Source organism: Methylopila capsulata (assembly GCF_016907975.1).
Lineage (GTDB): Bacteria > Pseudomonadota > Alphaproteobacteria > Rhizobiales > Methylopilaceae > Methylopila > Methylopila capsulata.
Genome location: NZ_JAFBCY010000002.1, coordinates 566,494 through 591,596, shown reverse-complemented (window position 1 = coordinate 591,596; position 25,103 = coordinate 566,494). Strand labels below are relative to the sequence as shown.

The following is a 25,103-nucleotide window of genomic DNA, read 5'->3' as shown; positions in this document are numbered from 1 at the left end:
GGGCTTTCGCCGGTGAAGCTCGAAAAAGCCCAAGAAAATCAACCTTGGAAGGCTTCACCAGCTTCACCCCCTACGGGGGCCTGCGCCGCCGGTGAAGCGGCGCTCCGGCCCACCGAGGGTAGGCCGCCAGATTGCCAAGGGAAAAATGAAGGAGCACGGACGATGACAACTTGTCCGAATGCAGCCGGTGGGGAGACGGGAGTAGGAGATCGCCTCGCGCGCCGCGGCCGCGCTGCCGGTCATACCTCACGTGATCGCATGTTCGAGGTGGGAGCATGAACCGCCGGCGGAAGCGCCTGCCGGGCGAACCACGGCGACCGGGCACCCCGAGGCAGGAGGCGTGGTGGAATGGCGGGCTTCGGGATGTGGGCCGCCGCCAATGTCGGGTGAACTCAAAGGCGCGGGCGGAGCGCCCCGCCTGCGGGGCGAAGGCGCGGACGACCGGCGAGCCGTGTCGAAATCCTGGGATGGAAAACGGAAAATGCCGGCTTCACGGCGGCGTGACGCCGCGCGGGCAAGGCTGGCACAGGATGACGGCGCCGCGGCCAGGGGCTTCGGACGCGGACGAGCGCTATCGGCGTAAGGATCGCGATGTCGCGCGCCGCGCGAAGAAACGCCGACGGGCGTTAGAGGCCATGACGCCTGAGCAGCGGCAAGCGGCCGAAGCCTGGCAACGTGCGCACCAGCCGGGTGACTTTCAGAAGCGCGCAGCGGCTCGCCAGCGCCGGAAGGACGACGCCGACGGGCGCGCCCTGCTCGACGAGATCGATCGACGTCGTGAGCCGCCTTTGAGCCCGGAGGCCGCGGAGATCGCGGCCGCGATCGCCGCGCTGCGCGCCGAGCGCGACCAACTGCTCGCGCAGGCCGCCGCCTCCGCTGAAGACCACGACTTCAATAACTACACCGACGGGGTGTTCGGATGACACGGATGAGCATTGCTGACGCGCGGCGCGAAGCGCTCGAGCTTGTACAGCTCCAGGGCCTCCGCATCGCGATCCAGGCCGCTATCGACGTTGCCGGCGACAAAGCAGCCCCGGCGCCTGCGAGGGCTACGGCGTCGGGGCTGCTGATGCGCGCCGCGGCGATAGGCGGCTTCAGCCGGCAGAATGACGGGGATCTCCTTGAGAAGGAGCCTCACGAAATGACCGGCGACGAGCTGGCGCGCGCCATCGCTGCGCTGAAGGCTCGACGCTCGGCGGCTGCCGAAGACGACGACGAGCCTAGCGTTTTCGATTAGGCCCCCGCGGTGGCGGCCTCGTACGTCTCGACCGCCTCGCCATAGAGCCGCCCGATGTCCTGCACCGCATGGACAGGCAGGATCGCGTGGACTTCCATTGTGGGCCAATCGCCGCCAGACGTCTGCATGGTCATCCGGAACGAATAAGGGCAGGCGGCCTCCTCAGGATCAGCGGGCGCGCTTACCGGTTCCGCGGCTTCAGGCGCCGGCAGCATATCCAGGGTTCGGCAGGCAATTATGCGGAGGCGGTGCGACGAGCAGGTGTCGCGGAGCATCTCCAGCTCCTCGCGTATAAGCGCCGGCACGTTCTGGACGTCGTAGGGGTCCTCGGGCTGCTGCATCGATCTGCCCTCACGGCAGGCCCCCATAAAATCCGTCATCACATTCCAGTAGTAGCGGGCTTCTTGTTCTTTGGTCGGCGCAGGCACGGCGTTGGTCATGGCGGTCCCCTTCGGTTGTCGATGAAGGTTCTCCAAGTGCTAAGCGGCTGTCAATAATTGATATGTAGGTTATGTCTGTCTACATTCGACAGACATAACCTACATATACTTTATGTTGCTGATTTAAGAGGCAAATATTGTAGGTCGCTCGGTCGGTCCGGGTCGGATTTTTATTTTGCGACCGCTGACGGGGTTGCCCTTGTCCGCCAAGGGTGCGTGTGTATATTTCTGAGGATAGCTACACAGGTATGAGAGTTAAGATCATGGCACGAAAGGCGAAGTCGATCGGCGGCCAGCGCCTTGACGCGCCCGTTCGGCGCAAGGCCGTGGCTTATGCTCGCACGTCGTCGGCAGCGAACACCGGCGACGATAAGGACAGCCAGAAGCGCCAGCTCGTGGCGATGGAGGCCTACGCGGCTCGCCATGGCGTCGAGATGGTCGCTGACTTCTATGACGTCGCGGTCAGCGGCGCGGACCACCTCGGCACGCGCCGTGGCTTCGGCGACTTGCTCGCTTTCCTCGACGAGAACCCGGACGTCCGCACGATCATCGTCGAGACCGCCAACCGTTTCGCCCGTGATCTGATCGTTCAAGAGACGGGCTATGCGCTGCTGAAGGCGCGGGGGATCGACCTAGTCGCCGCCGATAGCCCTGGCGCGTTTCTCGAGGACACGCCGACAGCCATCATGGTCCGCCAGATCCTCGGCGCGGTGTCACAGTTCGAGAAGGCCTCGATCGTCGCCAAGCTCCGCGGCGCCCGGGAGCGTAAGAAGCTCGCGACGGGCAAGTGCGAAGGTCGCAAGTCGCATGCTGAGGTTCGCCCGGAAGCGGTCGCACTGGCGAAGCGTCTGCGCCGGAGAAGTCCGAAGACGGGTGAGCGACGCAGCTATCGGGCCATCTCGGCCGAGCTCGCGGCCGCCGGCTTTTTCAATGAAAGGGGCCGGCCGTTCGACCCCAAGTCGGTCGCATTGATGACGGGGTGAGCCTGGCCGTCGGGTCGAACACTGGCCGGCGCGGGCCCGCACCCCGGGTCGACCCCCGGGGGATAGTCCGATCGCGTCCGCCGCAGCGGCGGCCGGCGCCGACACAAAAATTCGCCCGCACCGAACTTTTGGGCACCCTGTCCGCAGCGGCCAAACCGGGCCAAACCGGCCGCCTCGCATCACCACCTGCAACCTCAAGAGCTTCTAGCAAAAAACCCGCAAAAACAGCTCAAAAAGCACCACCCGCATCAGGCAGTCCGGCCGCGGCGGCGCGCCCTATAAGCGTTTGATGTTAAAAGACATTCGCCGGAATAAATCGCCGAAGTGGATGAAAATCGGCGTTTTACCCCGGTTGATCCGTCCACCACGGGGGCTCGATCCTCACCGGATGAGCAGCGACCCCGCCCACGACGACGCACACGCACCGTACGATCCCGACGAGCACCGCCGACGCCGGGACCGCGACGACCGGGTTTCCTTCGTGGCCGGCCGCCTCCGCCAGGCGGCGGGCGAACAGACCTTCCGGACCGCGGGTTGGCCTCTCGGCCTTGCGCTGTCGAGCCTGCACCAGCGGCCGGCCGACGAGGTGATCAGCGAGACCGAACTCAACGACCTCCGCGCGGCCTGGTGGGAGCTCTACCCCCGCGCCGAGGTGTGGCCGGACGCGCCGCAGTCTTGGAACGCGGACATGCTCGCGCTGCTCGTCGTCATGTTTCGTTGGGCCGGTGCGGGCGAGGCCACGAAGTCGGTCGAGATCGACCTACAGGCGCGCCGCTTCTGGCACCACGCGGAAGCAGCGGCCGCGGACGACTGCCTCGGTGAGATAGCGGCCGCCCGGCGCCGCGCGGCGATCGCCGCCGGCGTCGTGGTGGACCTCGAAGCGCATCGGTTTGCCGGAAAGGGGTTCGAGTGAGCACGAAACACGACCACTCGCTCGCGGAGGCGGGCCTTCCCAGCGATGGCCCGGGCCACGAGCGCCTTTCATGGGTGGGCGCCGAGGCGTGGCTTCTCTTGGCGGGCGTGGGGGCCGAGCGCTGCCTCGCGGACGCCGCGCTCGGGATCCGCTGCGCGCTCCAGCTTCATGCGGCCGGCGTTCACCCGACACCTGAAGAAGCCGACTTCGCCGCTGCCGCGCTCGCGAAAGCGCGGCCGATGCTGGCCGCCGTCGCGCCGGACGTCGCAGCCGCGCCGGCGGCGTTCGCGGTCAAGCTCGACCGCCTGCTCGGGACGCTGCGCATGTTCGGCCGCCCCGAGGTGCTCCGCACTGCGGAGCAAATCGACCTGCTCGCCGACCTGCTCGACGAGGCAGCCCAGGTCGCCGACATTCTCGACGCCTTCCACCGCGCCGCACGGCTAGAGCGCCGCGGCGATCGGCTGCGAGCGCTCAGCAACGCCGCGGCGTTCGCCACCGCCGACGACGAGGGCTGAACCGTGGCGATCCGGCAATACGACCCCACGATCGGTCAGAGCCTCCGTTCCATCGCGGGCCTGTTCGCGCCGCCCAGCGCCCAGGAGCAACTCGCGTATGCCTCCGCCGGCGCCAAGCGCGCCGAGAACGACCGCATCTCGCAGCTGTTCGCCGCCGGCAAGACGCCGTCGGAGCAGGCCGCGCTCGCCGGGATCCAGAACTACGGCGCCACGCCGCAGGGCTTCACCTACAACGTGGACCAGGACACCGCGGCGAAGCGCTACAGCGCGGACCAGGGCCTTGCTGGCACGCGGTACACGGCGGACGTTGGCGCCGCGACGTCGCTCCGGACCAACGCCGCGGACAATACGCGGGCGACCATCACGTCGATGTTCCAACCGCTGAGCCAGGGGCAACTGCGCCCAGCCCTTCCGGCGGATGTTGCTGGCCTCGTCGGCCTCCCCGCGCTCGGCGCCGAACGGGGCTCGCCGAAGCCATTGGCTGAGAGCGAAGTGACCGCGCAGATCATCCAGAGCCTGACGCCCCAGCAGCAGGCGGAGACGGTTCTGGGCGCGGAGACGCCGGTCCAGGCGATGGGCCCGGACGGCCGGACGACCTTCATGTCGCCCGGCGCGGCCGTGCGCACCGGCGCCCAGCCGGCGACCGACGCGACCAAGGTCGGCGAACAGGCCGGGAAGCTTCGCGGCGAGATCGCGCAGCTCCCGAGCTACAAGAACTACGCGCAGGCGGCTCCGATTTACCGCTCGATGGTCGACACGGCAGGGACCAACTCGAAGGCCTCGGACCTCAACCTCGTCTATGGCCTCGGCAAAATTATGGATCCAACGTCCGTCGTGCGCGAGGGCGAGATGGTCCTTGTGCAGAACACGGCGTCGTTGCCTGACTGGGTCGTCGGCGCCGCGAACCGGCTGAACGGTGGCGCGGCCCTACAGCCCGAGACGCGGGCCGCTTTGCTCGCCGAAGCCCACTCCCGGATGCGGTCGTACGAAGACGTGCTCGGCGCCGACCTCGATCGCTACGGCGGGATCGCCGACCGTGCCGGCGTCCGACGCGACGACGTGCTGCCGCCGTTCGAGCGGTCGAACGCCTACCGCGGCGGCGGACGGCAAACCACACCGACGTTTCCCGGCACGCCGGCGCAGGTCGGCCAGGAGCCGCGACCGCCGGCCGCGCCGTCGCCTCCGGCGCCGCCGGCCATTCCCTCTGACGCCGTCCGCGTGAGCACGCCTAAAGAGGCGTTCGCGCTGCCGCCCGGAACGAAGTTCGTCACGCCTGATGGGCGCCTGAAGGTCCGCCCGTAATGGCCGCCTACGCTTGGGATCGCTTCCCCGACGCTTCCCCGGCCGCGGACCCGTTCGCCGCCTTCCCCGACGCGGGCGCGTCTCCGCAGGCGTCGAGCCTGCCCGGCGACGTCGCGGAGTCCGGGGCAGCCGGCGTCGCGGACGGCGTTCTCTCGTTCGGTGGGTCGATCGGAGACGTGAACGCGCTCGCAGGCCGTGGGCTGGCTTGGGGCTTGGAAAAGCTCGCCGGCGCCGACCCGTCACCGCAGCAGCGAGAGGCTATCGACGCCGTGCGCGGCGGCCCGCTCGGCTTCCTGCGGCCGAAGACGACGGCGGACCTCAAGGCGCCCGTGGAGGCCGCCATCGGCTCCTTTCACAAGCCGGAAACGGTCGCGGGCGAGTACGCGCGCACGATCGGGGAGTTCGCACCCTCGGCGGCGCTTGGCTCCGGAAGGCTCGGCGCGCGGATCGTCGGCGACGTGCTGATCCCGGCCGTCGCGTCCGAAACGGCCGGACAGGTCACGGAAGGCACGGTCGCCGAGCCGTTCGCCCGCGCCGCCGGCGCGCTTGGCGGGAACCTTGCCGTTGCCGGTGCCCGCGCGGTCGCGGACGCGCCGACTTCCGTGGCGGCGCGCGCCGCCCGCGCCGTGGACCCTCAACAGTTCGACGAGGCCCAGCGCCTGGCGGAGACCGCCCGCCGCGTCGGCGTGCCTCTCAGCGGGCCCGAGGCCATCGGCGAGGCCACGCGCGGCGGGTCGAAGCTCGCGGACGTGCAGCGGACGGTGGAAGGCTCGCTCGCGGGCGGCACGACGACGTCGCGCTTTTACGCGCAGCGGCCCCAGCAGGTCGATGCGGCGACACGTCAGGTGCTCGACGCCATCGCGCCGGCACCGGCCGCGCCGTCCACCCTTGGGCCGCGCGCCGCGCAGGCGGCCGACGCCGCGCTCGACGATGTCCGCCGCGGCATCAACACCGCGACGCGGCCAGCGTACGCCGCCGCCGAGGCGCATGTGCTCGATCCGGCCGACTTCGAACCGATCGCCCGAGACCCGGCGTTCGCGGCGTCGCTGCGGCGGCTGCGCGCCGACGAGGTGCTGGGGCCGCAGTTCGAGGGCCAGCCCGACAACTCGATCGCGGTGATCGACGCCGTGTCGAAAGACATGCGCGACCGCGGCGTAGCGCTGGCGAACTCCGCCAACCCTGGCTTCTCGGGCCTCAAGTCTGCCGCATACGGCAGCGGCGCTTCCGAGGCGCGGGACATAGCCCGCGACCCGGCGCGCGGCGGCGTGCAAGCCTACGACGACGCGCTCACGATGCAGTCCCAGGCGCGCCGGCAGAACCTCGAGCCGCTCGAGCAGGGTCCGCTCGGCCGCATCGCGACCGCGGCGGACACGCAAGCGGCCTATGGTGAGATCCTGCCGAACAAGCCGCTCGCCGGCGGGGCTGGCGAGATCACTGACGCCGTGCGCCGCCTCGGCGGCCAGGACGCCGAGCTCCCGCCGTCGCTGGTCCGCCAGAGCCTCGCAGACGAGTTTGATCAGGCCAGCCGGCGCATCGCGACGGGCGACAATCAGAGCGTGGGCGGGCGCTTCGCAAACGCCGTGGCCGGCACGCCCGAGCAGCGCGCGACGCTGGACGCCGTGCTGGAGGCGCTCGGCCTCCCCGAGGCGCGCCGGCAGACGTCCGACCTCTTGGACGTTCTGCGCGCCACCAGCCAGCGCCGCCCGATGGGCAGCCCGACGGACGCGAACCGGCAGATCAACGAGCGGCTCGATCAGGTCGCGATGCCCGTCGCGATCGCGGCGTCGCCCGCGAGCGCGGGGTCGTCGGTCTTCTCGGAAATCCGAGATCGCGTGCGCCAGGCCGCGCAGGACCGGGCGCACAGCGAGCTCGCAGAGCTCTTCACGGCGCCGGACAGCGTGGAGCGTATTCGCGGACTGGCGACCCGGAGCGACGCCAGCCCGCTTGCGGCGATGTTCGCCCGGCAGGCGCTGCAGACGCAGGCGATTGGGGAACGGGATGGACGCTGACCCCCGAGCCGCCGGAGCCTACTTTGGCTTCCCGTCCCCGTCCAAGCCGTTCGGCTTCGGGCTCGTCATCGGGCATCTGTGAAACGGAGCCGCAAGAGTTGAGCCGCTGCTTAATATGGCCATCGTCGCCCGCGGCGCCCGAGTTTGTAAGTGCAACCTCGTGCCGGAAGGAAGGTTGTGCACTGGGCCGCTGGCGCGCATGACCTCAACGGCGCGCGCGGCCTCAAGAGCGGCTACGCGGCCCACACGCTGAACTGCATCTTGGTCAAGCGCTATCGGACAACACTGATGTTGTAGCGGATGTTGGCGCGACGGCCGGGCGGTAAGGCGATCACAATGTTCCAATCGCCTGTTGACGGAGCTGTAATCCGCACGGGGAAGCGATCGTAAAAACCGCCGTGATATTGGAAACGCTGGCCCCGCCTGTAGTAACTAAAATTCGTATCGTCGAGAAGCAGCACGTTGACCTGATGGTCACAGTCCACGACGACCACGTCGCCGGCTGATAGATGCTCTTCGCCGTGAATGAAGCTCATGTCAATCGGCTCTCCTAGGCCCGTGGAGATCAGTTTAATTAGCCAGCGGCCGTCGAACTGGCTCAGATTGTGCCTTAGCGCACTCTGCTCGCTCGAGCCTGCCGCCTTAACAACGTCGCATCTGCAATCGCCGAACGCGCTGGCTATACGGAAGTCAACGCGTTCGGCGACCGGAACCCTTAGGCTCGGAGACGGGTTTCGGCAAAGCTTTCAGACCAATGGTTCTGGTCCTTCTGGAAGACGTACTCAATGCACCCCGTCTCGTCTTTGGTGATGAGACGGCGCACGGTTTCTTCCCACTGTACTAAGATGTCGCGCCCTTCGGGTTGACAGATCTCCGATCCCAGAAAGGCGGCGCGCAGCGCAAGATCAGCCGGCCCAGGCAGCTTCACTTTGCCCTTTTCCCATCGCGCCACGGTCTGGTCGTCAACGCGTAGACGGGTGGCTAGCTCTGACTGAGTGAGCTTCATGTGCCGGCGGAGGAAGAAGATCTCTTTCGGAGAGAGGGTCTTCTTATCGGACACCAGGCTCAGCCCAATCGCTTTCCAGAGACCGTCAACGTCATGCACGCTGACGTACTCCTCGCCCTCATAGATCTCTCGTGTAAAGCCGTTCTCAAGCCAAACGTTATCCAGACCGCATTCGCGGTAGTGATAAGGAACCTGAGCGCGCTGTTCGCCACTGAAGATAAAATGCTCCCGGCTTGTCATCTCAGATCTTCCCATTCTACTGTTTTAACGAAGAGTTTCTGCATATTGATCACGATCGTGATTACGCCGATCTCTCTTCTCCCTCGCATGGCCTTACACATTTTGGCCTTCCATTCGCCCGGGCGGCTGCCCGGTTCGATGTCACCGGCGAGGTAACCGGTACGCAAAACGTCGAACATCATGTCATCGAAGATGTCGCGCTCGCCTTGACGCTTCTCCGCGTGCGTTTCGTATGCCTGCGAGCGCCATCGCACATTGTCGGGGTCTATAGCCAAGCGGCGGATTGTTGCTTCCAGGTCGGAAGGTCGGGGGCGGAAGTTCGCCAAGACCCTCTCCGGTGCTCTTCCGCTCATACGCTATCGGCCTTTGGCCCTCCCTGCGCCGCTCTCCTCCTATCAGCCTGACAGGTTGTCACCTGTCAATATGATAGGCGCAAGAATGCGACGTTAAAGTGTCGGCGGCGGAAAATTGTGTCTTCGAGGCCGCATATCCGTGCCACTGCCGCTCATGCCGCCGCGCCCGGTCGATCGCCGAGCATCCAACATCACGAGGGCGTCCGCGACGCTCGTCGCGAAGCCGGACCGCCCACCGGCTCAGGGGACATGGCCTCTGGATCCTTGGAACTCTGCCGGGACCGATAATGTCGACCTTCAGTGCCTTACCATTTCCTCAAGCTCGTCGAGGGTCAGAACCCATCCGGTCTCATCACTGACCAGGATGTGTTCCTCGCCACCTTCCTGCGCGAACCGCTGGGCAAGTTTTAAGGCGTCGACTGCGGTCGGAACTGTCGTCGCAATGGACACTTGGTCCTGTTGGGCAAAGACCGTGTAGGCCACCGCACAACCTCCCCTGACAAGCACCGCCACGGGTCAGATTGTTCTGGCGTAGGGAGCTTTCAAGCTCGCTATCGCCCCGCGCTAATGACGTCGCCGCCTCCCGGGCGGGTTACGGCAAAGCGCCGAGTACCCAGGCGGAGAGTGCGCTGGCGCCGGCGGCGGCCATCGCAAGGGCTACGACGACCCAGAGCACGCCGCCCTCGGCGCGCGGAACACGAGCCGTCCGCCGCACCCACTCCGCGTCCTCAGCGTTCTGAGCCTTCAGCTGGGCTTCCGCGGCCCAGAGGATCTCCGTTGCCACGTCGCGCGAGGAGGCAGGCGTTCGGGCCTTGGCTTCCGGTCTCAAGCGCGCCCTGGCGTGCGACAGCGACGCGGACCGAGAGTGGCGCTCCAGTTTCTCTCGTTCGCGCATGATCCCCCATCCGGCTGCGCGGCGAGGATGCCACGATGGACGGACGCGCACATCCCACAGAGGAAGCGTCCGACGCCGGCTGAGGGACAGCGCGATCATCTCCCTTGAGGGGCTCTCTCACGGGAGAGCGCGAGGGCTGGGTTCTCAGACAGGAGCCTGCGTCGCATCCTCGGCGGCGGCCGCCTCGAGCTCCAGGATCGTCAGTTCGCCCTTCTCGAGATGGCTGACGACGATATTTTCCTGACCCTCATCCTGAAGTTGGCGCACCCGATGGAGCGCGGCCTTCGCCGAGTGCTCGATGATTGTCGTGCGGCCGACCGAAGCTCCGCAGCTCACTCGATATGGCATCTCTTACCCAGTCCGATCCCTGTTCCGGCCAGCCATCAGTGCCCGCGAGGATGGCGATTTTCTCAGACAGCTCAAAGGTTCGGGGGCCCTTCTCCGTCTGACCGGGCGACCGTTCTAGGACCGAGCGGGGCCCGGGCGCCATCCGTACAAACCCCGCCCGCGGCCCTTAGGCGCGCCGTGCCGACACGTGCAGTAGCATCCTATAGGACCAGCTCTCGCAGCTTTGACGTAGGGCATGTGCCGCGCGCTGCAGTCTGGCCGCATGTTCAACCTCTATTCGCTTACCAAAGGCCAGGCGGCGATCCGCGAGCTGACGCGCGCAATGGCCGACCGCACCGGCAACGTGCCGCCGATGCCGGGCATCTTCCCGGACTATCCCGCGCCGATCGTGCGCGAGGGTGCCGAGGGCCGCGAGCTTGCGCTGGCGCGCTGGGCATGCCGTCGCCGGTGTTGGCGCTGAAGGGCCGCACGACCGATCCCGGCGTTACGAACATCCGCAACACCGCCTCGCCGCACTGGCACCGCTGGCTCGGGCCTGCGAACCGCTGCGTCGTGCCGTTCTCGAGCTTCAGCGAGTACGACACGCTGCCGGGCGGGAAGAAGGAAGTCGTGTGGTTCGCCCGCGACGAGAGCCGCCCGCTGGCGGCGTTCGCGGGCATCTGGACGACCTGGACAAGCGTGAGGAAGAAGGCCGAGGGCGAGGTGACCGTCGACGCTTACGGCTTCCTCACCACTGAGCCAAACGCGGTCGTCGCGCCGATCCATCCCAAGGCGATGCCGGTGCTCCTGAAAACGGCGGAGGAGATCGACGTCTGGCTGCGCGCTGACTGGAACGAGGCGAAGGCGCTGCAGCGGCCGTTGCCGAACGACGCGCTGATCATCGTGGCGCGAGGGCTGCGCCAGGACGTGGACGAGATCTCGCCAGCGACGGAGACCTACCAGATGGAGCTGCTGCGGAACGACGACGCTTGACTACAGCGAGCGACCATTCACAGGGACCTTTTGCGCGTCCCTCCCTTCGGTGAAGTTGGATTGCCCGTTCTCTTGGCGTCGAGGCGCGTAGCTTCAGCTATGCGCACGGGGCATCTCGCAGCCAATAGCTCACCTCGGTAGGTCAGTAAAAAGAACTCGCTAGTGGGTTCCGCCTCAAGAACAGCATCGAACCATAGGCATGCGCTCTGAAACGGGCCTTCCATTCGGTCGAACACCTGCACTCGACCGAAGATGCCGTAGGCAATGGTTTCCGCGGCAATTGGCGCTTCGTTCAGAGGGATAATCCGCACGCCGACGAGCAAGGGGCGATCTGGCTCATCAGCGTGCGCCTCATCGCCAACTGATCGATCGGGTGGCGTGGACACGTTATTGCCTTGGAGTTGTTCGTATTTCAAACCTCAATTTACCGTTGCAGTCAATGTCGCAGTCGGCGCTTACGGGCGCCAGAGGATCGGCGAGATACAGGAACGCGATCAGCGCGCTCCGGGTGCTCGGCGGCAGAGAGTTAGTCAGCGCGGCCATTGTTCGATGGTCTGCCGCGGACTTAGCTTCGAGCGATATTTCGTCTCTCATGGCGGGTCCTTGAGTTAAGCGGCGGCCGATCTGTGCGCCCCGGCCAATCGCGTGATGCGAGAAAGCCGGCGGACGGTATGCGCATCTTCCAGTTGGGTCCGGAAGTGAGCGATCTCCGCATCGATCCGGGCCGAAAGCGTGTTGAGGTCTCCACGGAGAAAGCGACGTGTTGCAGCGAGGGCGGCGGCGGGCTTGCGTGCGAGAAGTCGCGCTGTATCGAGCGCTTGCGCAGAGACATCACCGTCAACCTTGATCGCCAGGCCCAGGCGGTCGGCCTCCGCAGCGTTCAGCGTTTCGCCCAGACAGAGAACCTGAAACGCTTTCATCCGCCCGAGACAGGCCGGCGCGAGCAGCGTCGAGCCTGCCTCGGGTATGAGGCCGAGGTCGGTGAAGGGCGCCGCGAAAGTGCTCGTCGAGCTCGCGAAGACGAGGTCGAAGTGGAGCAACATGGTCATGCCGAGCCCAATCGCGGCCCCGTCGACAGCGGCGATCATCGTTTTGTCGGCAAACGCCAACGCGCGCATGAAGCGGCGGACCACACCCTCAAGGATGTCGAGGTCCTGACATCTGAGGAAATCAGCGAGATCGCCGCCTGCGCAGAATGTGCCTGCGGGTCCGCTGAAAAGAAGAACCCGCAGTTGAGGCTCGCGGCCCGCTTCTTCGAGCAATCGTGCCAGCGCAGCGAGATCGTCAAGGGTCAGGCTTGAGCGGCCCGACGAGAGATGAAGCACGCCCACGGCGCCGTCACGCTTCAGAGAAAACCCGCACATGGCCGACTCCCGATCAGGAGGCGGCGGCGGTGCGCCGCTGCTCTGCAAGAGTCCCCATGAACTGGATGACGGGCTCGTGCTGTTGCATAGCCGCGCGGATTTTTAGCAAGGTCCGTTGGTCGAAAGTGACTTCGGTCGGCACGATCGTTTGATCGCCCAATTCGCTGGGAAGCCCGAGAGGCCGCGGAAGAAAACCCAGGCCCATCGCCCGGAAGACCCACATCGGTTCGAACTCAATGACGACCTTGTAAATCCCAGACGCCAGCCCCCATTCAACGAAGCCAGCGATCAGCTCGGTTCCCACGCTTCCCGTAGCGCGCTTGCCTTCGCGAAACGCGGGGGCGACCGCATAGCGCGTCAGTTCCCAGACGTCGTCTCCGGACGGCAGTTCGAGCTCGCAGATGTCCGGGTAGATCTCGCTGAGGAGGTTAGGCCGTCCCATCGAGAGCATGCGCTGGTAGCCGGCCAGTTGTCCGTTGCGTGTAGCGACCATGTGAACTGCAAACGCGTCGTCGAACTGATCGATCTCCCGGCCGTCACACCGGCGAATATCCTCCCACCCCATCTGCTCGACGAACACCTCGTGCCGGAACCGAAAAACTTCGTCGAAAACGTCTTGGTACCGATCAACATCGCAGCCGGCGTATATTTGGATCATCGCGCCCTCCTGAACTACGAGGACTTTGTCGATCCATTCAATTGTTCTGTATGGGGAAATTCCCCTAGTAAATATTGGATTTCAGGTAATTAAGCCCGCCCTGAACGCTTCAGCGATGGTGTGGGCTCGGTTGGCCGCGCCGAGCTTCACAGCAGCCGATTTCAGGTGATGTTCGACCGTTCGATCCGAGATGCCCAAACAAGTGCCGATTTGGGAGAGCGTTTTCCCCTCCGCAGCCCAACGGAGGGCGTCGACTTCCCGAGGCGTAAGGCGGGCACGGGCGCCGATCTCCGCTTCGGTGCGGAGCTGGACGGCGCGCCCCATCGCGTAGATCGCGATAAGGTTGATCGCTCCAACGGCTTCAGGGGGCACGTCGACGTGGGAGCCGCCAAATGAAACAGACCCGAGCGAACCGTCCGTGAGAACGATCGGGACCGCTAAGCCGTCACGCAGCCCAAAATCCCGGGCCTCATTCATGATCAGCCGTTGACGGCTCTCGATACCTAAAGACAAAGGAGCATCGCGCCAACGGAATGCGCTCAACTCCCCATGAATACGGCGGATCACAGGGTCATCAAATACATAGCCTTTTTGAAGGTAGCGCTCCATCCAACCTGGGGGATGGCGCTCTGACCACAGGTGTTGTTTCGCCTTCGATTTAGTGGATCGGGGTGACGGCATCGTCCCGGCTATTAAGTTCGTAAGCCCGTAAGGCTCCACGATTTTCAAAAGCTCTCGGAAAACATCCTCAGGGGTTCCGCCCTGGGTTACCGCCTCGATTGCCTCTTGAACCTTCGTAAAGCCAACCACTCGTCGCTCCCCCAAGCGCGTGCAGGGCTTTATTAATCATAAAGTTACGAAGCAGAGTCCATGCCCTCTAGGTATTCAAACTGATGGACATCTAACGTACTTGGAACGGTGAAGCCAAGTGGTCCGGGAGGCCCGCCGGCGCGCGCGTAGGCCAGCGCGCCGGCGGATATCCTCATCAAATGTCGAGGATGAAGTCGTTGACAGTAAGGGTGGGCGCGCCGGTCAGCTTGTAGAGATCGATCGCCGCCTGAGAGCCTTTACCGTCGGGATCGTAGGACAACAGGCCGCTCGTCGTGTTGTAGAGGAACTGTCCGCCGGTCGAGTTGGCCTTCGGCGCCGAGCCGGAGACGAGCGGGTTATTGAGGTCAAGCGTCTCGAACGACGGACCAAACCCAGGGTAGATTTCGTCGGTGACGAGAATGAAATCGTCTGCGCCGAAGTCGCGGATCGTGTCGACGGCCTGCTTGGGACCGCCGGGGTAGGTGAACTCCAGCACCGCGTGAAACAGGTCGCTGCCGGCTCCGCCGAACAGCACGTCCGCGCCCGCGCCGCCGTCGATGATGTCCTCGCCGGCGTCGCCGTAGAGCACGTCTTTCAGGGACGAGCCGGTCAGCTCGTCGTTGCCGGCGCCTCCCTTGATCGTAACGCCCGACGTCTGGCCTTCCGCAACGCTCACCGCGATGACGTCATGCCCCTTGCTGCCCGTGATGGTCGAGCGCGCCGCGGCGTCGGCGATGACGACGTTGGCCTGCTCGAAGTTCATGGCCTTGACGCCCGCAAACCCCGTCGAAGCGTAGGACGCGCCGTCGATCCCGGAGAGGTCGATCCGGTAAAGCGTAGCGTCGCCGCCAATGTTCGCGAAATCCGAGGTCAGGATCAACGTGTCGACATCGCCCGCGCCGCCGTCTGCCACGTCGTTGGCGCGCGCCTGGACGACGTCGTCGCCAGCCCCGCCGTACAGTTTGTCACGCACGTTATCTTGCCCGCCGTCGAGGTAGTCGTCTCCCTCGCCGCCGAAGAGTACGTCCGCGCCGATCCCGCCATCAAGTTGATCTCGGCCAACCCCACCATCGAGACTGTCGTCGCCGCGCCCGCCGGAAATGTAATCATCCCCAGCGGCTCCCTTCAGCGTGTCATTACCAAGCAAGCCGTACAGTCGGTCGTTCAGCGAGCTACCAGTGCGATTATCCGCACCGTCCGTTCCACGATAGACAGTCATTCTTTCCCCCTGCTGGCGACCACCCTAGACCGTCCCCCACGGACGCGCCGACATAGTCGAGCGGTCGCTGTCGTCAGCGCCGAATTTCTGCATTCGGCTGTCTCGTTCTGCAAGAGGCACTTGCATAGACGCATAAAAGATCCCGGCGTCGCTTTTTTAGGCGCCGGTTAGGTCGTGGGCCCGGCATTGAGAGCGGAGGGTTCGTCCAATTAAGCAGATGTCGCGACGCCGGCGGCGCTGGCTGACACATCTCAAAGGCCGTGGCGCAATGTGACGCGCATCGAGTGCTGGATGTACGGGGCACCAGCCTTGTCGACCTGCCCGGCGTGCGCCTCAGTCGCGATCTGAATGGCTCGCTGAAGTGTACTTACGTCACCCCTCGCACCATTTTGGCCTATCCGCCTTGCGCAGCGACGGCCACGGCTTCGCGTGCCCCTCCGCGATCAGAACCGCGCCTATGTCCTTTCCGTCCACACGCACGACGGCGACGGTGCGCCCGTAGCGGTCGGCGCCGGTGCGCTCGATCAGAGGATCGCGGTCCTTCAGGAGCGCCTTCAGCCTATCGCGCGCGGCCTCCGCCCGGAACAGCTCGAGCGGGCACTTCGCGGACCGAAGCTCCGGCGCGTCGATCGGCCCGGCCTCGGAGCGAAGGCGGATGCGCTCGCCATCCACCCGGATCGTGTCGCCGTCGACGACGGACGCTCGGCCGGTCAATTCTTGAGCTGGGGCAGCCGGCCCAGACGTCGCCAGGATCGCAGCGGCGATCGCGATTGTGGTCGTGCGAATAGGTGGTTCTCCGGGCGCCGCTGTCTGTGACCGTCCGATACCATGCGCGCCTTCTGGCTTTGAAGGGGAACCGCATGTCGCGCGTGAAGGGCGTCGTCTTGCTCGCCGGCCTCGCTGTGTTCGCCGCCATTGGGCACAATCAATCCACGAGCCCGACCGCCGCCCCTGCCCCGTTTGTGGCGGTAGCGCCCGCACCGGCAGCGATCGTCCATGCGCCAGCGCCCCCGGCTCCCGCGCCCCGCCCGCCGATCGACCTTGTCACCCTGTCTGCGCCACCCGAGCCGGTGCGCGCCGCGGCGCCGTTGGCCGAACCGCCCGCCGTCATCGTGGTGCCAACCATTACGGTCCGGCAGTCCGCCACGCTGCGACGAGAGCCGAAGGGCAAGGCCGCGAAAGCGGGTTCGGTCGAGCCCGACGAGGTCGTGATTGAGCGCGGCACGCGCGGAGCCTGGCGCGACGTCGAGCTGTCGGATGGGCGGCGCGGCTGGCTGCCGGCCGCGGCATTCGAAGCGCCGAAGGCTGCACCCTCGCCGGCCTCGCGGAAGGGGCCTGTAACGGTTGAAGCGCCTTCCCTGGAGACGCTCGCCGCCGCCGGCGGGATCGCGGCGCTGATCGTCCAGGAGAGCCGCGCGTCGTACAGCGGGTCTTGCGGTTGCCCGGACGACCGCGACCGCGGCGGGCGGCGCTGCGGCGGACGGTCCGCCTATTCGCGCGCCGGCGGCCGGAGCTTGTTCTGCTACCCGGAAGACGTCCCGGCCGCGATGATCGCGCGGCGCGAGGCTCGGCGCTGAGCCTCCAGCGTTAGCCAATCCAGACGATAGCGATGCGCCTCGCGGAGCGCAGGGGAGGACATGCGATGTTGGCAGGTGTTGGGGTGCTGATTAAAGTGGCCGGTCCAGCCATAATTCGCAGAAATTAGCGGCAATCTTACAGTGCAGGCTTAGATACTGGAAGCCGACGACCTTCTCCGCCTTACGAATGTTTTGGATTGAGCTTGCGTATTGCGCCGGATTAGATCATCTCAAGACGATCTGAAACGGAGCTTCGATACATGGAATACGAAACGGATTTCATCGCGCTGGCTGCAGACGTCGTGAGCGCCTATGTCGGCAACAACTCTGTGCGCGCGACTGAGCTTCCGGACCTTATCCATTCGGTTCACGCGGCTCTCGCCGCGGCCGCAAAGGGTAAGATCGAAGAGCCCGTCGTCGAGCTGAAGCCCGCGGTGTCGGTGAAGAAGTCGCTGACGCCCGACTACATCATCTGCCTCGAGGACGGAAAGCAGTTCAAGTCGCTCAAGCGGCACCTGCGCTCGAAGTACGACATGAGCCCCGAGGACTACCGCGCGAAGTGGGGCCTTCCGGCCGATTATCCGATGGTCGCCCCGAACTACGCGGCGTCGCGCTCCGCGCTCGCGAAGAAGATGGGCCTGGGCCAGCAGCGCGCGCCGGCCGCCGCGGTGCCGGCTCCCGCCAAGCGTGGACGGAAGCCGGCCGCCAAGGCCGCGTAGCTCATTCAGCCTCAATCTGACGAGCGACCGCGGGCGCTCGTCAGATCGGCAGCGTCTGGCAGGGACCCGAGCGGGTCGTCCCTGTGATGACCCAGCTGTCGGCGGTGCCGGCGGCGACGCCCGGGGCGGGGCTCGCCGAGATCAGCAGCCGGCACGCCGCTGCGCGCGAGACGGCGGGCGTCCACTGCGTCGCCGGAAGTGTCGAGACGACGGTCGGCCCGTCGAACACGAACACCTTCCCGCCGGTGATCGGATACGCGTCGGTTGGCGTCAGCCCCGTCGCGTCCATGAACCGCGCCAGCGTCGAGCCCTGAAAGGCCGCGAGCCGCTGCGAGCGCTCGTATTCGACCTCGGACGTCGTCTGACACCCGGCGATCGGCGCCGCGACCAGCAGCGTGACGGCGAGCGTCGTTGACCGGCCTGGCTGCGCGCGTGGTGTGGGACAGCTATGTGGGACGCCAGGCGAGAAAGCTGGCCCGTCCCCATAAGCCTTTGCAAAATAACGAAAAATCTGGCGCACCCGAGAGGATTCGAACCTCTGACCTCTGCCTTCGGAGGGCAGCGCTCTATCCAGCTGAGCTACGGGTGCCTGAGCCGGCGCGGAACCTAGCCGATCGCGGCGCGCGGGGCAATCGGGGCGAACGCATTGGCGGGGATGGACGTCGGGCGGGTCGGGCGGGGCGTCGCGGTCCATTCAGGGCCGCATGCGGAACAGCCGGGCGAGGAGCGCGCCAGGGGCCGGTCGCCCGGCGCCGCACGGCGTCGTCGCGGAGGAGAGCGCTCCGGCCGCCTCAAGCCTCCGAAGTCTTCGTCACGGTCGAAACATCGCTGTTGCATTACGCCGCATGCTGCATGCAGTATATGGCGGCTGACGGCGACGTGAAGATCGCCAGCGGCTGGGAAACGCAACTTCGGGACGGGCGACCCGCCGGGACAGGCGGACGCCTCCTCATCGCAAAGACCGCCGCCGCCGCCGCCTGGCGCGGAACGCAGCCGCTCGCCCTCACGGGCGCTGGCGCGTCCGCGCCTCCGGGCGCCGGGCGGCCACCAGGAGGACTGCTCATGACCGCTCTCTCCCGCCGCGCCGTCATCGCCGGCGCCGCCGCCGCGACCGCCTTCGTCGCGACCGGCTCACGGGCCCGCGCGCAGGCGCCGCTCAAGCTTCGCTTCGGCCATCCGCACCCGGAGGTCGACGCCTTCCACAAGGGCGGGCTGCGCTTCGCGGAGTTGGTGAAGGAGAAGACCGGCGGCCGGATCGCCGTCGAGGTCTACGCCAACGGCGCGCTCGGCAACGATCCGACCATGATCGCGAGCGTGCGCGGCGGCACGCTCGACATCTGCCTCACCGGCAACCCGTTCTTCACCGGCCTCGCGCCCAAGCTGAACGTGCTCGACCTGCCGTACCTGTTCAACGACCGCGCCCATGTGGCGGCGGTGCTGGACGGGCCGATCGGCGACGACCTGCGCGAGGGCCTCTCGGGGTCGAACCTGAAGGCGCTCTCCACCTGGGAGGTCGGCTGGCGCAACCTCACCAACAACCGCCGCGCGGTGAAGACGCCCGCCGACGTGAAGGGCCTGAAGATCCGCACCACGCCGAACCCGGCGCACATCCAGGCCTTCCGGCTGCTGGGCGCGGTGCCGACGCCGATGGCCTTCACGGAGCTCTTCACGGCGCTCGAGATGGGCTCGATCGACGGCCAGGAGAACCCGGTCACGCTGATCCTGAACGCCAAGTTCTTCGAGGTGCAGAAGCACCTGTCGCTCACCCGCCACGCCTTCACCACCGCCCCGCTGGTGATGAACAAGACCAAGTTCGACGGCCTCTCCGAGGACCTGCGCGCGGCCCTCGTCTCCGCCGCCCGGGAGGCCGCGGTGTTCCAGCGCCAGATGAACGTCGAGGGCGAGAAGGTCGCCGTCGCCGAGCTGAAGAACGACGGCATGAAGGTGGTCGAGGACATCGACGTGAGCGCGTTCCGGGCGTTGGTGGCGGACACGGTGAAGGCCGAGTACGTCGCGAAGTTCGGTCACGAGCTCGTCGACAAGATCACCTCCGCCGCGAGCTGAGCCCGATGCGCGTCGTCGATCTCAGCATGCCCATGGAGAGCCACTTCCGGTGGTCTCCCGAGGTCACCGTCAAGGGCGACCTCGCCGCGGGCGACCAGTTCCGCGTCACCCGCATCGCCACCACCTGCCACGGCTTCACCCATGTGGACGCGCAGGCGCATTTCGTGGCGGGCGGCCCCACCATCGAGGCGACGCCGCTCGAGCGCGTCGTCGGTCCCTGCCGGGTGTTCGACCTCTCGTCGGCGCCGGCGAACGCACCGATCGGGCCGGAGGCGCTGGCCGCCGCGGACCCCGGCGGGCCGGAGGGCGAGATCCTGCTGCTCGCGACCCGGTGGGCGGCGCGGCGGGACCACACGACCCCCGCGTTCTGGACCGAGGCGCCCTGGCTCACCCGGGAGGCTGCGGACTGGCTGTGGGAGCGGCGGCCGACGGCGGTCGCCTTCGACTTCCCGCAGGACTACCCGATCCGCCTGCTGCTGAAGGGGGAGGCCGTGCCGAACGACGAGCACGTCACCCACGACGTGCTGCTCCGGAACGGCGTCACGCTGATCGAATACCTCGTCAACACCGCCGAGATCCGCGCGCCGCGCGTGCTGCTCAGCGCCGCGCCGCTGCTGATCCCCAACGCGGACGGAGCGCCGGCCCGCGCCTACGCCATCGAGGGCCTCGATGTCTGACCCTTCGTCCCCGCCGCGGCGCGGGCTCGGGCGCGCGGTCGACCTCGGGTTCCGCGGGCTCGAGGCGCTGCTGGTTGCGATCCTCGGCGTGATGATCGTGCTGGTCTTCGGCAACGTCGTGCTGCGCTACGGCTTCGACAGCGGCATCACCGTCGCCGAAGAGGTGTCGCGAGTCCTGTTCGTGTGGTTGATCTTTCTCGGCTCCGTCGTGGTGATGCGCCAGAAGGGCCATCTCGGCGTCGACATGTTCCTCGCGCCGCTGCCGAAGGTCGGCCGTTGGCTCTGCCGCATCGTCACCGACGTGCTGTCGCTCGGCTGCTGCGTCGTGCTCGCAGTCGGGGCCTGGGACCAGGCGCTGCTGAACGCCGAGAATCTGCTTCCGGTCTCGGAGCTCCCCACCGGCTGGGTCTACGCCAGCGCGCTGGTCGCGGGCGTCGGCCTGTCGCTGCTCATCCTCGCCGATCTCGTCGACCTGATCCGCTCCGGGCCGCATGGCGAAGTCATCGAGCCCAACGTCGCCGAGGGCGTGTCGTGACCGTCGCCATCTTCTCGCTCGTGCTGCTCGGCGCGATCTTCATGGGCATGCCGATCGCCTTCGCGCTGATCGTCACCGCCGGCGCTCTCATGTGGCACCTCGGCGCGCTCGACTGGCAGCTGATCGCGCTGCAGATGGTCAACGGCGCGGACAGCTTCCCGCTGCTCGCGGTGCCGTTCTTCTTGCTCGCGGGCGAAGCCATGAACGCGGGCGGCCTGTCGAAGCGGCTGGTGACGCTCGGGCTCACGCTCGTCGGCCATCTGCGCGGCGGGCTCGGCTATGTGGCGATCTTCACCGCGATCCTGCTCGCCAGCATGTCGGGCTCGGCGGTTGCGGACACCGCGGCGCTCGCCTCCATGCTGCTGCCGGTGATGCGGCAGGCCGGCTACGACGTCGGCCGCTCCTCGGGGCTGATCGCCTCGGGCGGCATCATCGCGCCGGTGCTGTCGCCGTCGATCGGCTACATCGTGTTCGGCGTCATCGGGGGCGTGTCGATCACCCGGCTGTTCCTCACCGGCATCGTGCCGGGCCTGCTGCTCGGCCTCTCGCTCGCGGTCGCCTGGTGGGTGGTGTCGCAGCGCGACAAGGTCCAGCCGATGGAGCGCAAGAGCTGGGGCGAGGCGGGGCGCGCCCTTCTCGACGCGGCGCTGGCGCTCGGCCTGCCGATCATCATCATCGGCGGCCTCAAGGGCGGCGTGTTCACGCCGACGGAAGCGGCGGTCGTCGCGGCGGTCTACGCGGTGCTCGTGGGCGCCTTCGTCTACCGCGAGCTGACGCTGCCGAAGCTCTACGAGGCCATGCTGATGGCGGTCCGCACCTCGGCCGCGGTCATGTTCCTCGTCGCCGCGGCCTCGGTCTCGGCCTACCTCATCGCGATCGCGAACATCCCGGCCGAAGTCTCGGCGATGCTCGACCCGTTCAAGCACGACAAGGTCATCCTGATGGCCGTGATCATGCTGCTGGTGGTGATCGTCGGCACCGCGCTCGACTTCATCCCGACGATCCTGATCCTGACGCCGGTGCTGATGCCGATCGTCAAGCAGGCGGGCATCGACCCGGTCTACTTCGGCGTGCTGTTCGTGATGAACAACGCGATCGGGCTGATCACCCCGCCGGTCGGCACGGTGCTCAACGTCGTCTCCGCGGTCGGCAAGGTGCCGCTCGCGCTCGCGATCAAGGGCGTGTGGCCGTTCCTGATCGCGCAGCTGATCGTGCTGGTCATCCTCACGCTGTTCCCGGCGCTGGTGCTCGTGCCCGCGCGAATGCTGTATTGACGCTGCGCGGAGGGTCCCGGCCTTCCGCGCCCCGTCGTCAGGCGTCGGAAAGCTCAGCGGCGTCGTTCACCGCGGCGACGCCGGCGGAGGTCAGGGTCGCGAAGGCGCCGAGGCAGGGGTAGAGGCCCGGCCCGAACTCCGGCAGCTCGATCCGGTTGAGCTCCACCACCTTCGTCAGGGCGCCGGGCGCGCGCGGCAGGTCGCCGTGGGCGAGCATGGGGACCGCGCACCGCGGCGTCGCGCCGATCAGCGTGAGCACCACGTCGGGCCCGATCCTCAGCTCGCGGCCGGCCCAGCCGTTCTCCGCGAAGGGCTCGGCGTCGGGCATGTCGAGCACGATGTTCGCGCGGTAGCGCTGGGCGAGAATGCTGTCGTCGCCGAGCGCACGGCTCACCGCGTCGAGGCTCGCGCGGGTCACCACGTGGAAGGGCGCGTAATCGAAGAACCCGCCTTCGGGTGAGGCTTGGGCCAGCACGAGATGGGTCGACTGCACCTCGGCGCCTTCGCCGGCGTCCAAGACCTCGTCCGGAACGGCGCGGTCGAGGGCGTCGGTCGCCGCGGCCTGGGCCTTGAGCCGCACCTCGCGGCCAAGGAAGGCGCACAGCCGACCGTCCAGCGCGGGGTCGTCCAGCGCGACCACGTCCCCCTCAGGGAAGCGCACGCCGTAGCCGCCGTCCGCGTCGGCGACGGCGGAAAGCTCGAGCATCCTGCGCCACAGCTGGGGCCGCTTGGCGCTTGCGATCTTGCCGGTCTCGACGTCGATCACAGCGTAGGCCCGATCGTTGAGCAGGCCCGCCGCCGTCAGCGGCGCCTCGGCGACGCTCATCCCGAGAATGGATTTGACGGGATAGCGCCAAAGCGCCGAAACGTGACCTGCGGGCATCAGCCAATCTCCTGTAAGGCCTTGGCCGTACGCAAGATCCGTGCCCCGCCGGGGCTCCCCGTCGCCGTCAGCGAGGCGGGGCCGCCTCGGCCTCCGCGACCACGTGCGGGTCGTCCGCGAAGCGCGACGACACTCGCGGCGCGCGCGAGGAGACGCGCTCGCGGTGGGCGACGTAGACGCCGCTCGCCGCGATCACGGCTCCGCCGGCGATCGTCCAGAGATCCGGCAGGCGCCCGAACACGACGAAGCTGACGGCGACGGCGAACAGGATCTGCACATAGGAGAACGGCGCGAGCGTTGACGCCGCCGCGCGGCGCAGCGCGACAACCAGCAGACCGTGGCCGGCGGTCGAGCAGACGCCCATGGCGATGGCGATGCCCGCCTCATGCGCCGTCGGCATGCGCCAGGCGAAGGGGACGAGGACGCTCAGCAGGGCGAGGCCGACGATCGCCGACCAGGCGAGCGTCGTCTCGGGCCGGTCGGCCGCCATCTTGCGCGTGACGACAGCGCCGAGCGCCCAGGCCATGGCCCCTGCGGCCGGCAGCAGCGCCGCGAGCGTGAACGACGCGCCGAACGGCCGCATCACGATCAGCACGCCGGCGAAGCCGAGCGCTGCGGCGGCCCATCGGTGCGCCCCGACCCGCTCGCCGAGCAGCGGGATCGACAGCGCGGTGATGAAGATCGGCGACATGTAGTGGATCGCCGTCGCCTGGGCGACGTCGAGGCTCCTCAGGCCGAGGATGAAGAACAGCGCCGAGCTCGAGGTGGCGACGCCGCGCAGGAGCTGGAGCTTGACGCTCTTCGGGCGCAGCGTCCGGGGCCCGCCGATGATCAGCGCGGCGACGACCACCATGGTCGCGAACACGGTGTAGCGCATCCACGTGACCTGGACCGCCGGAAGCGTGGCCGCGAGCATCTTGGCGGCCACGTCGCCCGCCGAGAAACACGCCGTCGCCGCCACGACCAGGCCGATCGCGAGAGACGCGTTGTCGGTGGAGGGAAGGGGGAGCGGGATGCGGGGCGCGGCGACGGACGCCGGCTCGGCGGCGTCGGCCGAGGCGATGGACGGCGGGGGGCTCATGGGACTCGAGGTGCGTGCAGTGGACGGACTTGCGCAGAGGGCGAGGCGGATCAAGGTCTACCAGAGGAGCCGGCGGCGCGGGGGAAAGATGATCGAGCGCCCACGCGCGCCAGACGTGCGCCGGACGCAGATCGGGCTTCAGGGTTTGTTCACCCTCCCGGCGGCGGCAGGCTGCCGCCGACGCCCGCGCGCAGCCGCGTACAGCCGAAATGTAAAATAAATTGACAAATAACGAGCCGGCTTGATCTTCTGCATGGATACCTGCATACAGGGATCCATGCAGAAGATCCCAAGCCGCGCCGACGCAGCCCCGACCCGCTACGAACAGGCCTATGAGACCATCCGCGAGATGATCGTCTCGGGGCGCCTGCGCGGCGGAGACATGATCTCCGAGGTCAAGCTCGCGGAGGAGCTCGAGATCAGCCGAACGCCGGTGCGCGAGGCCGTGAAGCGGCTGGTGGCGAATGGTCTTGTGGAGAGCACGCCCCGAGGACTCCGGGTGTTCCGGCCAAAGCCTCAGGACGTGGCGGAGGTCTATTTTCTGCGCGCCGCCATCGAGGGCGCGATGATCCGCGCCGCCTGTGGCCGCATCTCCCCGGACGAGATTTCCGCGCTGCGAAAGATCCACACGAGGACGCTCGAGGCGAACGGCCGCGACGACATCGCCTCGCTGGTGGCTCTCAACGGGGAGTTCCATTCGGTGATCGCGGCCGTGGCGGGGAGCGTCAGGGCCGAAAACACTTTGATGGCGCTCGATCCGCTGGTCGCGACCTACCGAAGGCTGTCGCTCTTGGCGCCCGGCCATCGCGCCGCGTCGATCGACGAGCACGGCCGCCTCATCGACCTGCTGGACGCCCGCGACGGCGAGAAGGCCGAGGCGCTGATGCGCGCCCACATCGCCCGCGCCGGCCGCCGCATCACCGACGCCGTGCTTCAGATCGATCAGGGGCAGGACGACGGTGAGGCGTTGCGGCAGCTCGCCAATCTCAACGGCCTAGACACCGAACAAGCGCGCTAAGCGCGCGAGAC

At 67.2% G+C, this 25,103-nt stretch carries 28 protein-coding genes, 1 tRNA gene and 1 pseudogene; 15 read left to right on the top strand and 15 right to left on the bottom strand.

The genetic code is table 11. The features are described from left to right. Positions 1–467 precede the first annotated feature (467 nt). Both JOD31_RS08530 and JOD31_RS08525 read left to right on the top strand, forming a co-directional pair. On the top strand, positions 468–923 hold the full coding sequence (locus tag JOD31_RS08530; RefSeq protein ID WP_204949915.1) for a hypothetical protein: 456 nt from the start codon (positions 468–470) through the stop codon (positions 921–923). Positions 924–928: 5 nt separating this feature from the next. Next, entirely contained in the window at positions 929–1,237 is a 309-nt protein-coding gene (locus tag JOD31_RS08525; RefSeq protein WP_204949914.1) for a hypothetical protein, read from the top strand. Here JOD31_RS08525 and JOD31_RS08520 read toward each other — a convergent pair. Further along, the gene (locus tag JOD31_RS08520; protein WP_204949913.1) at positions 1,234–1,677 is read right to left on the bottom strand and encodes a hypothetical protein; all 444 of its coding nucleotides are present in this window, start codon (positions 1,675–1,677) and stop codon (positions 1,234–1,236) included. The genes JOD31_RS08525 and JOD31_RS08520 overlap by 4 nt on opposite strands. Before the next feature lie 248 nt (positions 1,678–1,925). On the opposite strand from JOD31_RS08520, the gene JOD31_RS08515 reads away from it, so the two are divergent. The 5 genes from JOD31_RS08515 to JOD31_RS08495 all read left to right on the top strand — a co-directional run bounded on the left by JOD31_RS08515 (position 1,926) and on the right by JOD31_RS08495 (position 7,399). Beyond that, positions 1,926–2,660 (top strand): recombinase family protein, encoded by a 735-nt coding sequence (locus JOD31_RS08515; RefSeq protein ID WP_246482397.1) that lies wholly within the window; start codon positions 1,926–1,928, stop codon positions 2,658–2,660. A 289-nt stretch (positions 2,661–2,949) separates the two neighbouring features. Continuing rightward, positions 2,950–3,573: a hypothetical protein gene (locus JOD31_RS08510; RefSeq protein ID WP_204949912.1), complete on the top strand. Its 624-nt coding sequence runs from the start codon at positions 2,950–2,952 to the stop codon at positions 3,571–3,573. A gap of 74 nt (positions 3,574–3,647) precedes the next feature. Then, positions 3,648–4,088: a hypothetical protein gene (locus JOD31_RS08505; protein ID WP_204949911.1), complete on the top strand. Its 441-nt coding sequence runs from the start codon at positions 3,648–3,650 to the stop codon at positions 4,086–4,088. A gap of 3 nt (positions 4,089–4,091) precedes the next feature. Continuing rightward, positions 4,092–5,390 carry a hypothetical protein gene (locus tag JOD31_RS08500; protein ID WP_204949910.1) on the top strand — a complete coding sequence of 433 codons (1,299 nt, stop codon included), beginning with the start codon at positions 4,092–4,094 and terminating at the stop codon, positions 5,388–5,390. Beyond that, positions 5,390–7,399: a hypothetical protein gene (locus JOD31_RS08495; protein WP_204949909.1), complete on the top strand. Its 2,010-nt coding sequence runs from the start codon at positions 5,390–5,392 to the stop codon at positions 7,397–7,399. Before JOD31_RS08500 ends, JOD31_RS08495 begins: the two co-directional genes overlap by 1 nt. A 272-nt stretch (positions 7,400–7,671) precedes the next feature. Here the strand turns inward: JOD31_RS08495 and JOD31_RS08490 are convergent, their stop codons facing one another. The 5 genes from JOD31_RS08490 to JOD31_RS08470 form a co-directional block, all read right to left on the bottom strand. Then, complete coding sequence (locus JOD31_RS08490) at positions 7,672–7,935, bottom strand: DUF1883 domain-containing protein (protein ID WP_204949908.1); 264 nt, start codon at positions 7,933–7,935, stop codon at positions 7,672–7,674. A gap of 179 nt (positions 7,936–8,114) precedes the next feature. Next, the gene (locus JOD31_RS08485) at positions 8,115–8,645 is read right to left on the bottom strand and encodes a helix-turn-helix domain-containing protein (RefSeq protein ID WP_204949907.1); all 531 of its coding nucleotides are present in this window, start codon (positions 8,643–8,645) and stop codon (positions 8,115–8,117) included. Further along, positions 8,642–8,971: a hypothetical protein gene (locus JOD31_RS08480; protein ID WP_204949906.1), complete on the bottom strand. Its 330-nt coding sequence runs from the start codon at positions 8,969–8,971 to the stop codon at positions 8,642–8,644. Before JOD31_RS08480 ends, JOD31_RS08485 begins: the two co-directional genes overlap by 4 nt. A gap of 324 nt (positions 8,972–9,295) precedes the next feature. Continuing rightward, positions 9,296–9,481, bottom strand: a complete 186-nt coding sequence (locus JOD31_RS08475) for a hypothetical protein (RefSeq protein ID WP_204949905.1) — start codon at positions 9,479–9,481, stop codon at positions 9,296–9,298. A gap of 556 nt (positions 9,482–10,037) precedes the next feature. Continuing rightward, on the bottom strand, positions 10,038–10,229 hold the full coding sequence (locus JOD31_RS08470) for a hypothetical protein (RefSeq protein ID WP_204949904.1): 192 nt from the start codon (positions 10,227–10,229) through the stop codon (positions 10,038–10,040). Between the two features lie 274 nt (positions 10,230–10,503). On the opposite strand from JOD31_RS08470, the pseudogene JOD31_RS08465 reads away from it, so the two are divergent. Next, positions 10,504–11,213: pseudogene (locus JOD31_RS08465) on the top strand (SOS response-associated peptidase). A 608-nt stretch (positions 11,214–11,821) separates the two neighbouring features. Here JOD31_RS08465 and JOD31_RS08460 read toward each other — a convergent pair. The 5 genes from JOD31_RS08460 to JOD31_RS08440 all read right to left on the bottom strand — a co-directional run bounded on the left by JOD31_RS08460 (position 11,822) and on the right by JOD31_RS08440 (position 15,978). Beyond that, complete coding sequence (locus JOD31_RS08460) at positions 11,822–12,577, bottom strand: enoyl-CoA hydratase-related protein (RefSeq protein ID WP_204949903.1); 756 nt, start codon at positions 12,575–12,577, stop codon at positions 11,822–11,824. A 13-nt stretch (positions 12,578–12,590) separates the two neighbouring features. Next, the gene (locus tag JOD31_RS08455) at positions 12,591–13,235 is read right to left on the bottom strand and encodes an acyl-homoserine-lactone synthase (protein WP_204949902.1); all 645 of its coding nucleotides are present in this window, start codon (positions 13,233–13,235) and stop codon (positions 12,591–12,593) included. 81 nt (positions 13,236–13,316) lie between these two features. After that, positions 13,317–14,045 carry a helix-turn-helix transcriptional regulator gene (locus JOD31_RS08450; protein ID WP_204949901.1) on the bottom strand — a complete coding sequence of 243 codons (729 nt, stop codon included), beginning with the start codon at positions 14,043–14,045 and terminating at the stop codon, positions 13,317–13,319. A gap of 175 nt (positions 14,046–14,220) precedes the next feature. Further along, complete coding sequence (locus JOD31_RS19630; protein WP_204949900.1) at positions 14,221–15,264, bottom strand: calcium-binding protein; 1,044 nt, start codon at positions 15,262–15,264, stop codon at positions 14,221–14,223. A gap of 372 nt (positions 15,265–15,636) precedes the next feature. Beyond that, positions 15,637–15,978, bottom strand: coding sequence for a thermonuclease family protein (locus JOD31_RS08440; RefSeq protein WP_204949899.1), 342 nt, complete (start codon positions 15,976–15,978; stop codon positions 15,637–15,639). A 146-nt stretch (positions 15,979–16,124) separates the two neighbouring features. On the opposite strand from JOD31_RS08440, the gene JOD31_RS08435 reads away from it, so the two are divergent. Next, positions 16,125–16,841, top strand: a complete 717-nt coding sequence (locus JOD31_RS08435; protein WP_204949898.1) for a hypothetical protein — start codon at positions 16,125–16,127, stop codon at positions 16,839–16,841. A gap of 260 nt (positions 16,842–17,101) precedes the next feature. Next, on the top strand, positions 17,102–17,560 hold the full coding sequence (locus JOD31_RS08430; protein ID WP_204949897.1) for a Ros/MucR family transcriptional regulator: 459 nt from the start codon (positions 17,102–17,104) through the stop codon (positions 17,558–17,560). Between the two features lie 40 nt (positions 17,561–17,600). On the opposite strand, the gene JOD31_RS08425 is transcribed toward JOD31_RS08430, so the two are convergent. Both JOD31_RS08425 and JOD31_RS08420 read right to left on the bottom strand, forming a co-directional pair. Further along, positions 17,601–17,849, bottom strand: a complete 249-nt coding sequence (locus JOD31_RS08425) for a hypothetical protein (protein ID WP_204949896.1) — start codon at positions 17,847–17,849, stop codon at positions 17,601–17,603. Between the two features lie 223 nt (positions 17,850–18,072). Beyond that, a tRNA-Arg gene (locus tag JOD31_RS08420) sits at positions 18,073–18,149 on the bottom strand. Positions 18,150–18,622: 473 nt separating this feature from the next. Here JOD31_RS08420 and JOD31_RS08415 point away from each other — a divergent pair. From JOD31_RS08415 to JOD31_RS08400, 4 genes are read left to right on the top strand one after another with little or no spacing between them, the layout of a single operon-like run. Then, positions 18,623–19,624, top strand: a complete 1,002-nt coding sequence (locus JOD31_RS08415; RefSeq protein ID WP_204949895.1) for a TRAP transporter substrate-binding protein — start codon at positions 18,623–18,625, stop codon at positions 19,622–19,624. Between the two features lie 5 nt (positions 19,625–19,629). Continuing rightward, a complete protein-coding gene (locus tag JOD31_RS08410; RefSeq protein ID WP_204949894.1) occupies positions 19,630–20,301 on the top strand; it encodes a cyclase family protein in 672 nt (223 codons plus the stop codon). Then, a complete protein-coding gene (locus JOD31_RS08405) occupies positions 20,294–20,836 on the top strand; it encodes a TRAP transporter small permease (protein ID WP_204949893.1) in 543 nt (180 codons plus the stop codon). Before JOD31_RS08410 ends, JOD31_RS08405 begins: the two co-directional genes overlap by 8 nt. Next, positions 20,833–22,110 (top strand): TRAP transporter large permease, encoded by a 1,278-nt coding sequence (locus JOD31_RS08400; RefSeq protein ID WP_204949892.1) that lies wholly within the window; start codon positions 20,833–20,835, stop codon positions 22,108–22,110. The genes JOD31_RS08405 and JOD31_RS08400 overlap by 4 nt, the downstream gene beginning before the upstream one ends. 37 nt (positions 22,111–22,147) lie before the next feature. Here the strand turns inward: JOD31_RS08400 and JOD31_RS08395 are convergent, their stop codons facing one another. Further along, positions 22,148–22,993, bottom strand: coding sequence for an MOSC domain-containing protein (locus JOD31_RS08395; RefSeq protein WP_204949891.1), 846 nt, complete (start codon positions 22,991–22,993; stop codon positions 22,148–22,150). Positions 22,994–23,060: 67 nt separating this feature from the next. After that, positions 23,061–24,074: a DMT family transporter gene (locus JOD31_RS08390; protein ID WP_204949890.1), complete on the bottom strand. Its 1,014-nt coding sequence runs from the start codon at positions 24,072–24,074 to the stop codon at positions 23,061–23,063. A 277-nt stretch (positions 24,075–24,351) separates the two neighbouring features. Here JOD31_RS08390 and JOD31_RS08385 point away from each other — a divergent pair, with 277 nt between their 5' ends. Beyond that, the gene (locus tag JOD31_RS08385) at positions 24,352–25,092 is read left to right on the top strand and encodes a GntR family transcriptional regulator (RefSeq protein WP_204949889.1); all 741 of its coding nucleotides are present in this window, start codon (positions 24,352–24,354) and stop codon (positions 25,090–25,092) included. Positions 25,093–25,103 lie beyond the last annotated feature (11 nt).

Bases quoted from the DNA above. Each gene is read 5' to 3' on its own strand.
- JOD31_RS08495 (WP_204949909.1), top strand. From the start codon at position 5,390: ATGGCCGCCTACGCTTGGGATCGCTTCCCCGACGCTTCCCCGGCCGCG.
- JOD31_RS08530 (WP_204949915.1), top strand. From the start codon at position 468: ATGGAAAACGGAAAATGCCGGCTTCACGGCGGCGTGACGCCGCGCGGG.
- JOD31_RS08490 (WP_204949908.1), bottom strand. From the start codon at position 7,935: ATGAGCTTCATTCACGGCGAAGAGCATCTATCAGCCGGCGACGTGGTC.
- JOD31_RS08455 (WP_204949902.1), bottom strand. From the start codon at position 13,235: ATGATCCAAATATACGCCGGCTGCGATGTTGATCGGTACCAAGACGTT.
- JOD31_RS08410 (WP_204949894.1), top strand. From the start codon at position 19,630: ATGCGCGTCGTCGATCTCAGCATGCCCATGGAGAGCCACTTCCGGTGG.
- JOD31_RS08405 (WP_204949893.1), top strand. From the start codon at position 20,294: ATGTCTGACCCTTCGTCCCCGCCGCGGCGCGGGCTCGGGCGCGCGGTC.
- JOD31_RS08510 (WP_204949912.1), top strand. From the start codon at position 2,950: ATGTTAAAAGACATTCGCCGGAATAAATCGCCGAAGTGGATGAAAATC.
- JOD31_RS08485 (WP_204949907.1), bottom strand. From the start codon at position 8,645: ATGACAAGCCGGGAGCATTTTATCTTCAGTGGCGAACAGCGCGCTCAG.
- JOD31_RS19630 (WP_204949900.1), bottom strand. From the start codon at position 15,264: ATGACTGTCTATCGTGGAACGGACGGTGCGGATAATCGCACTGGTAGC.
- JOD31_RS08435 (WP_204949898.1), top strand. From the start codon at position 16,125: ATGTCGCGCGTGAAGGGCGTCGTCTTGCTCGCCGGCCTCGCTGTGTTC.
- JOD31_RS08395 (WP_204949891.1), bottom strand. From the start codon at position 22,993: ATGCCCGCAGGTCACGTTTCGGCGCTTTGGCGCTATCCCGTCAAATCC.
- JOD31_RS08525 (WP_204949914.1), top strand. From the start codon at position 929: ATGAGCATTGCTGACGCGCGGCGCGAAGCGCTCGAGCTTGTACAGCTC.
- JOD31_RS08515 (WP_246482397.1), top strand. From the start codon at position 1,926: ATGAGAGTTAAGATCATGGCACGAAAGGCGAAGTCGATCGGCGGCCAG.
- JOD31_RS08385 (WP_204949889.1), top strand. From the start codon at position 24,352: ATGCAGAAGATCCCAAGCCGCGCCGACGCAGCCCCGACCCGCTACGAA.
- JOD31_RS08390 (WP_204949890.1), bottom strand. From the start codon at position 24,074: ATGAGCCCCCCGCCGTCCATCGCCTCGGCCGACGCCGCCGAGCCGGCG.
- JOD31_RS08520 (WP_204949913.1), bottom strand. From the start codon at position 1,677: ATGACCAACGCCGTGCCTGCGCCGACCAAAGAACAAGAAGCCCGCTAC.
- JOD31_RS08415 (WP_204949895.1), top strand. From the start codon at position 18,623: ATGACCGCTCTCTCCCGCCGCGCCGTCATCGCCGGCGCCGCCGCCGCG.
- JOD31_RS08430 (WP_204949897.1), top strand. From the start codon at position 17,102: ATGGAATACGAAACGGATTTCATCGCGCTGGCTGCAGACGTCGTGAGC.
- JOD31_RS08425 (WP_204949896.1), bottom strand. From the start codon at position 17,849: ATGGACGCGACGGGGCTGACGCCAACCGACGCGTATCCGATCACCGGC.
- JOD31_RS08460 (WP_204949903.1), bottom strand. From the start codon at position 12,577: ATGTGCGGGTTTTCTCTGAAGCGTGACGGCGCCGTGGGCGTGCTTCAT.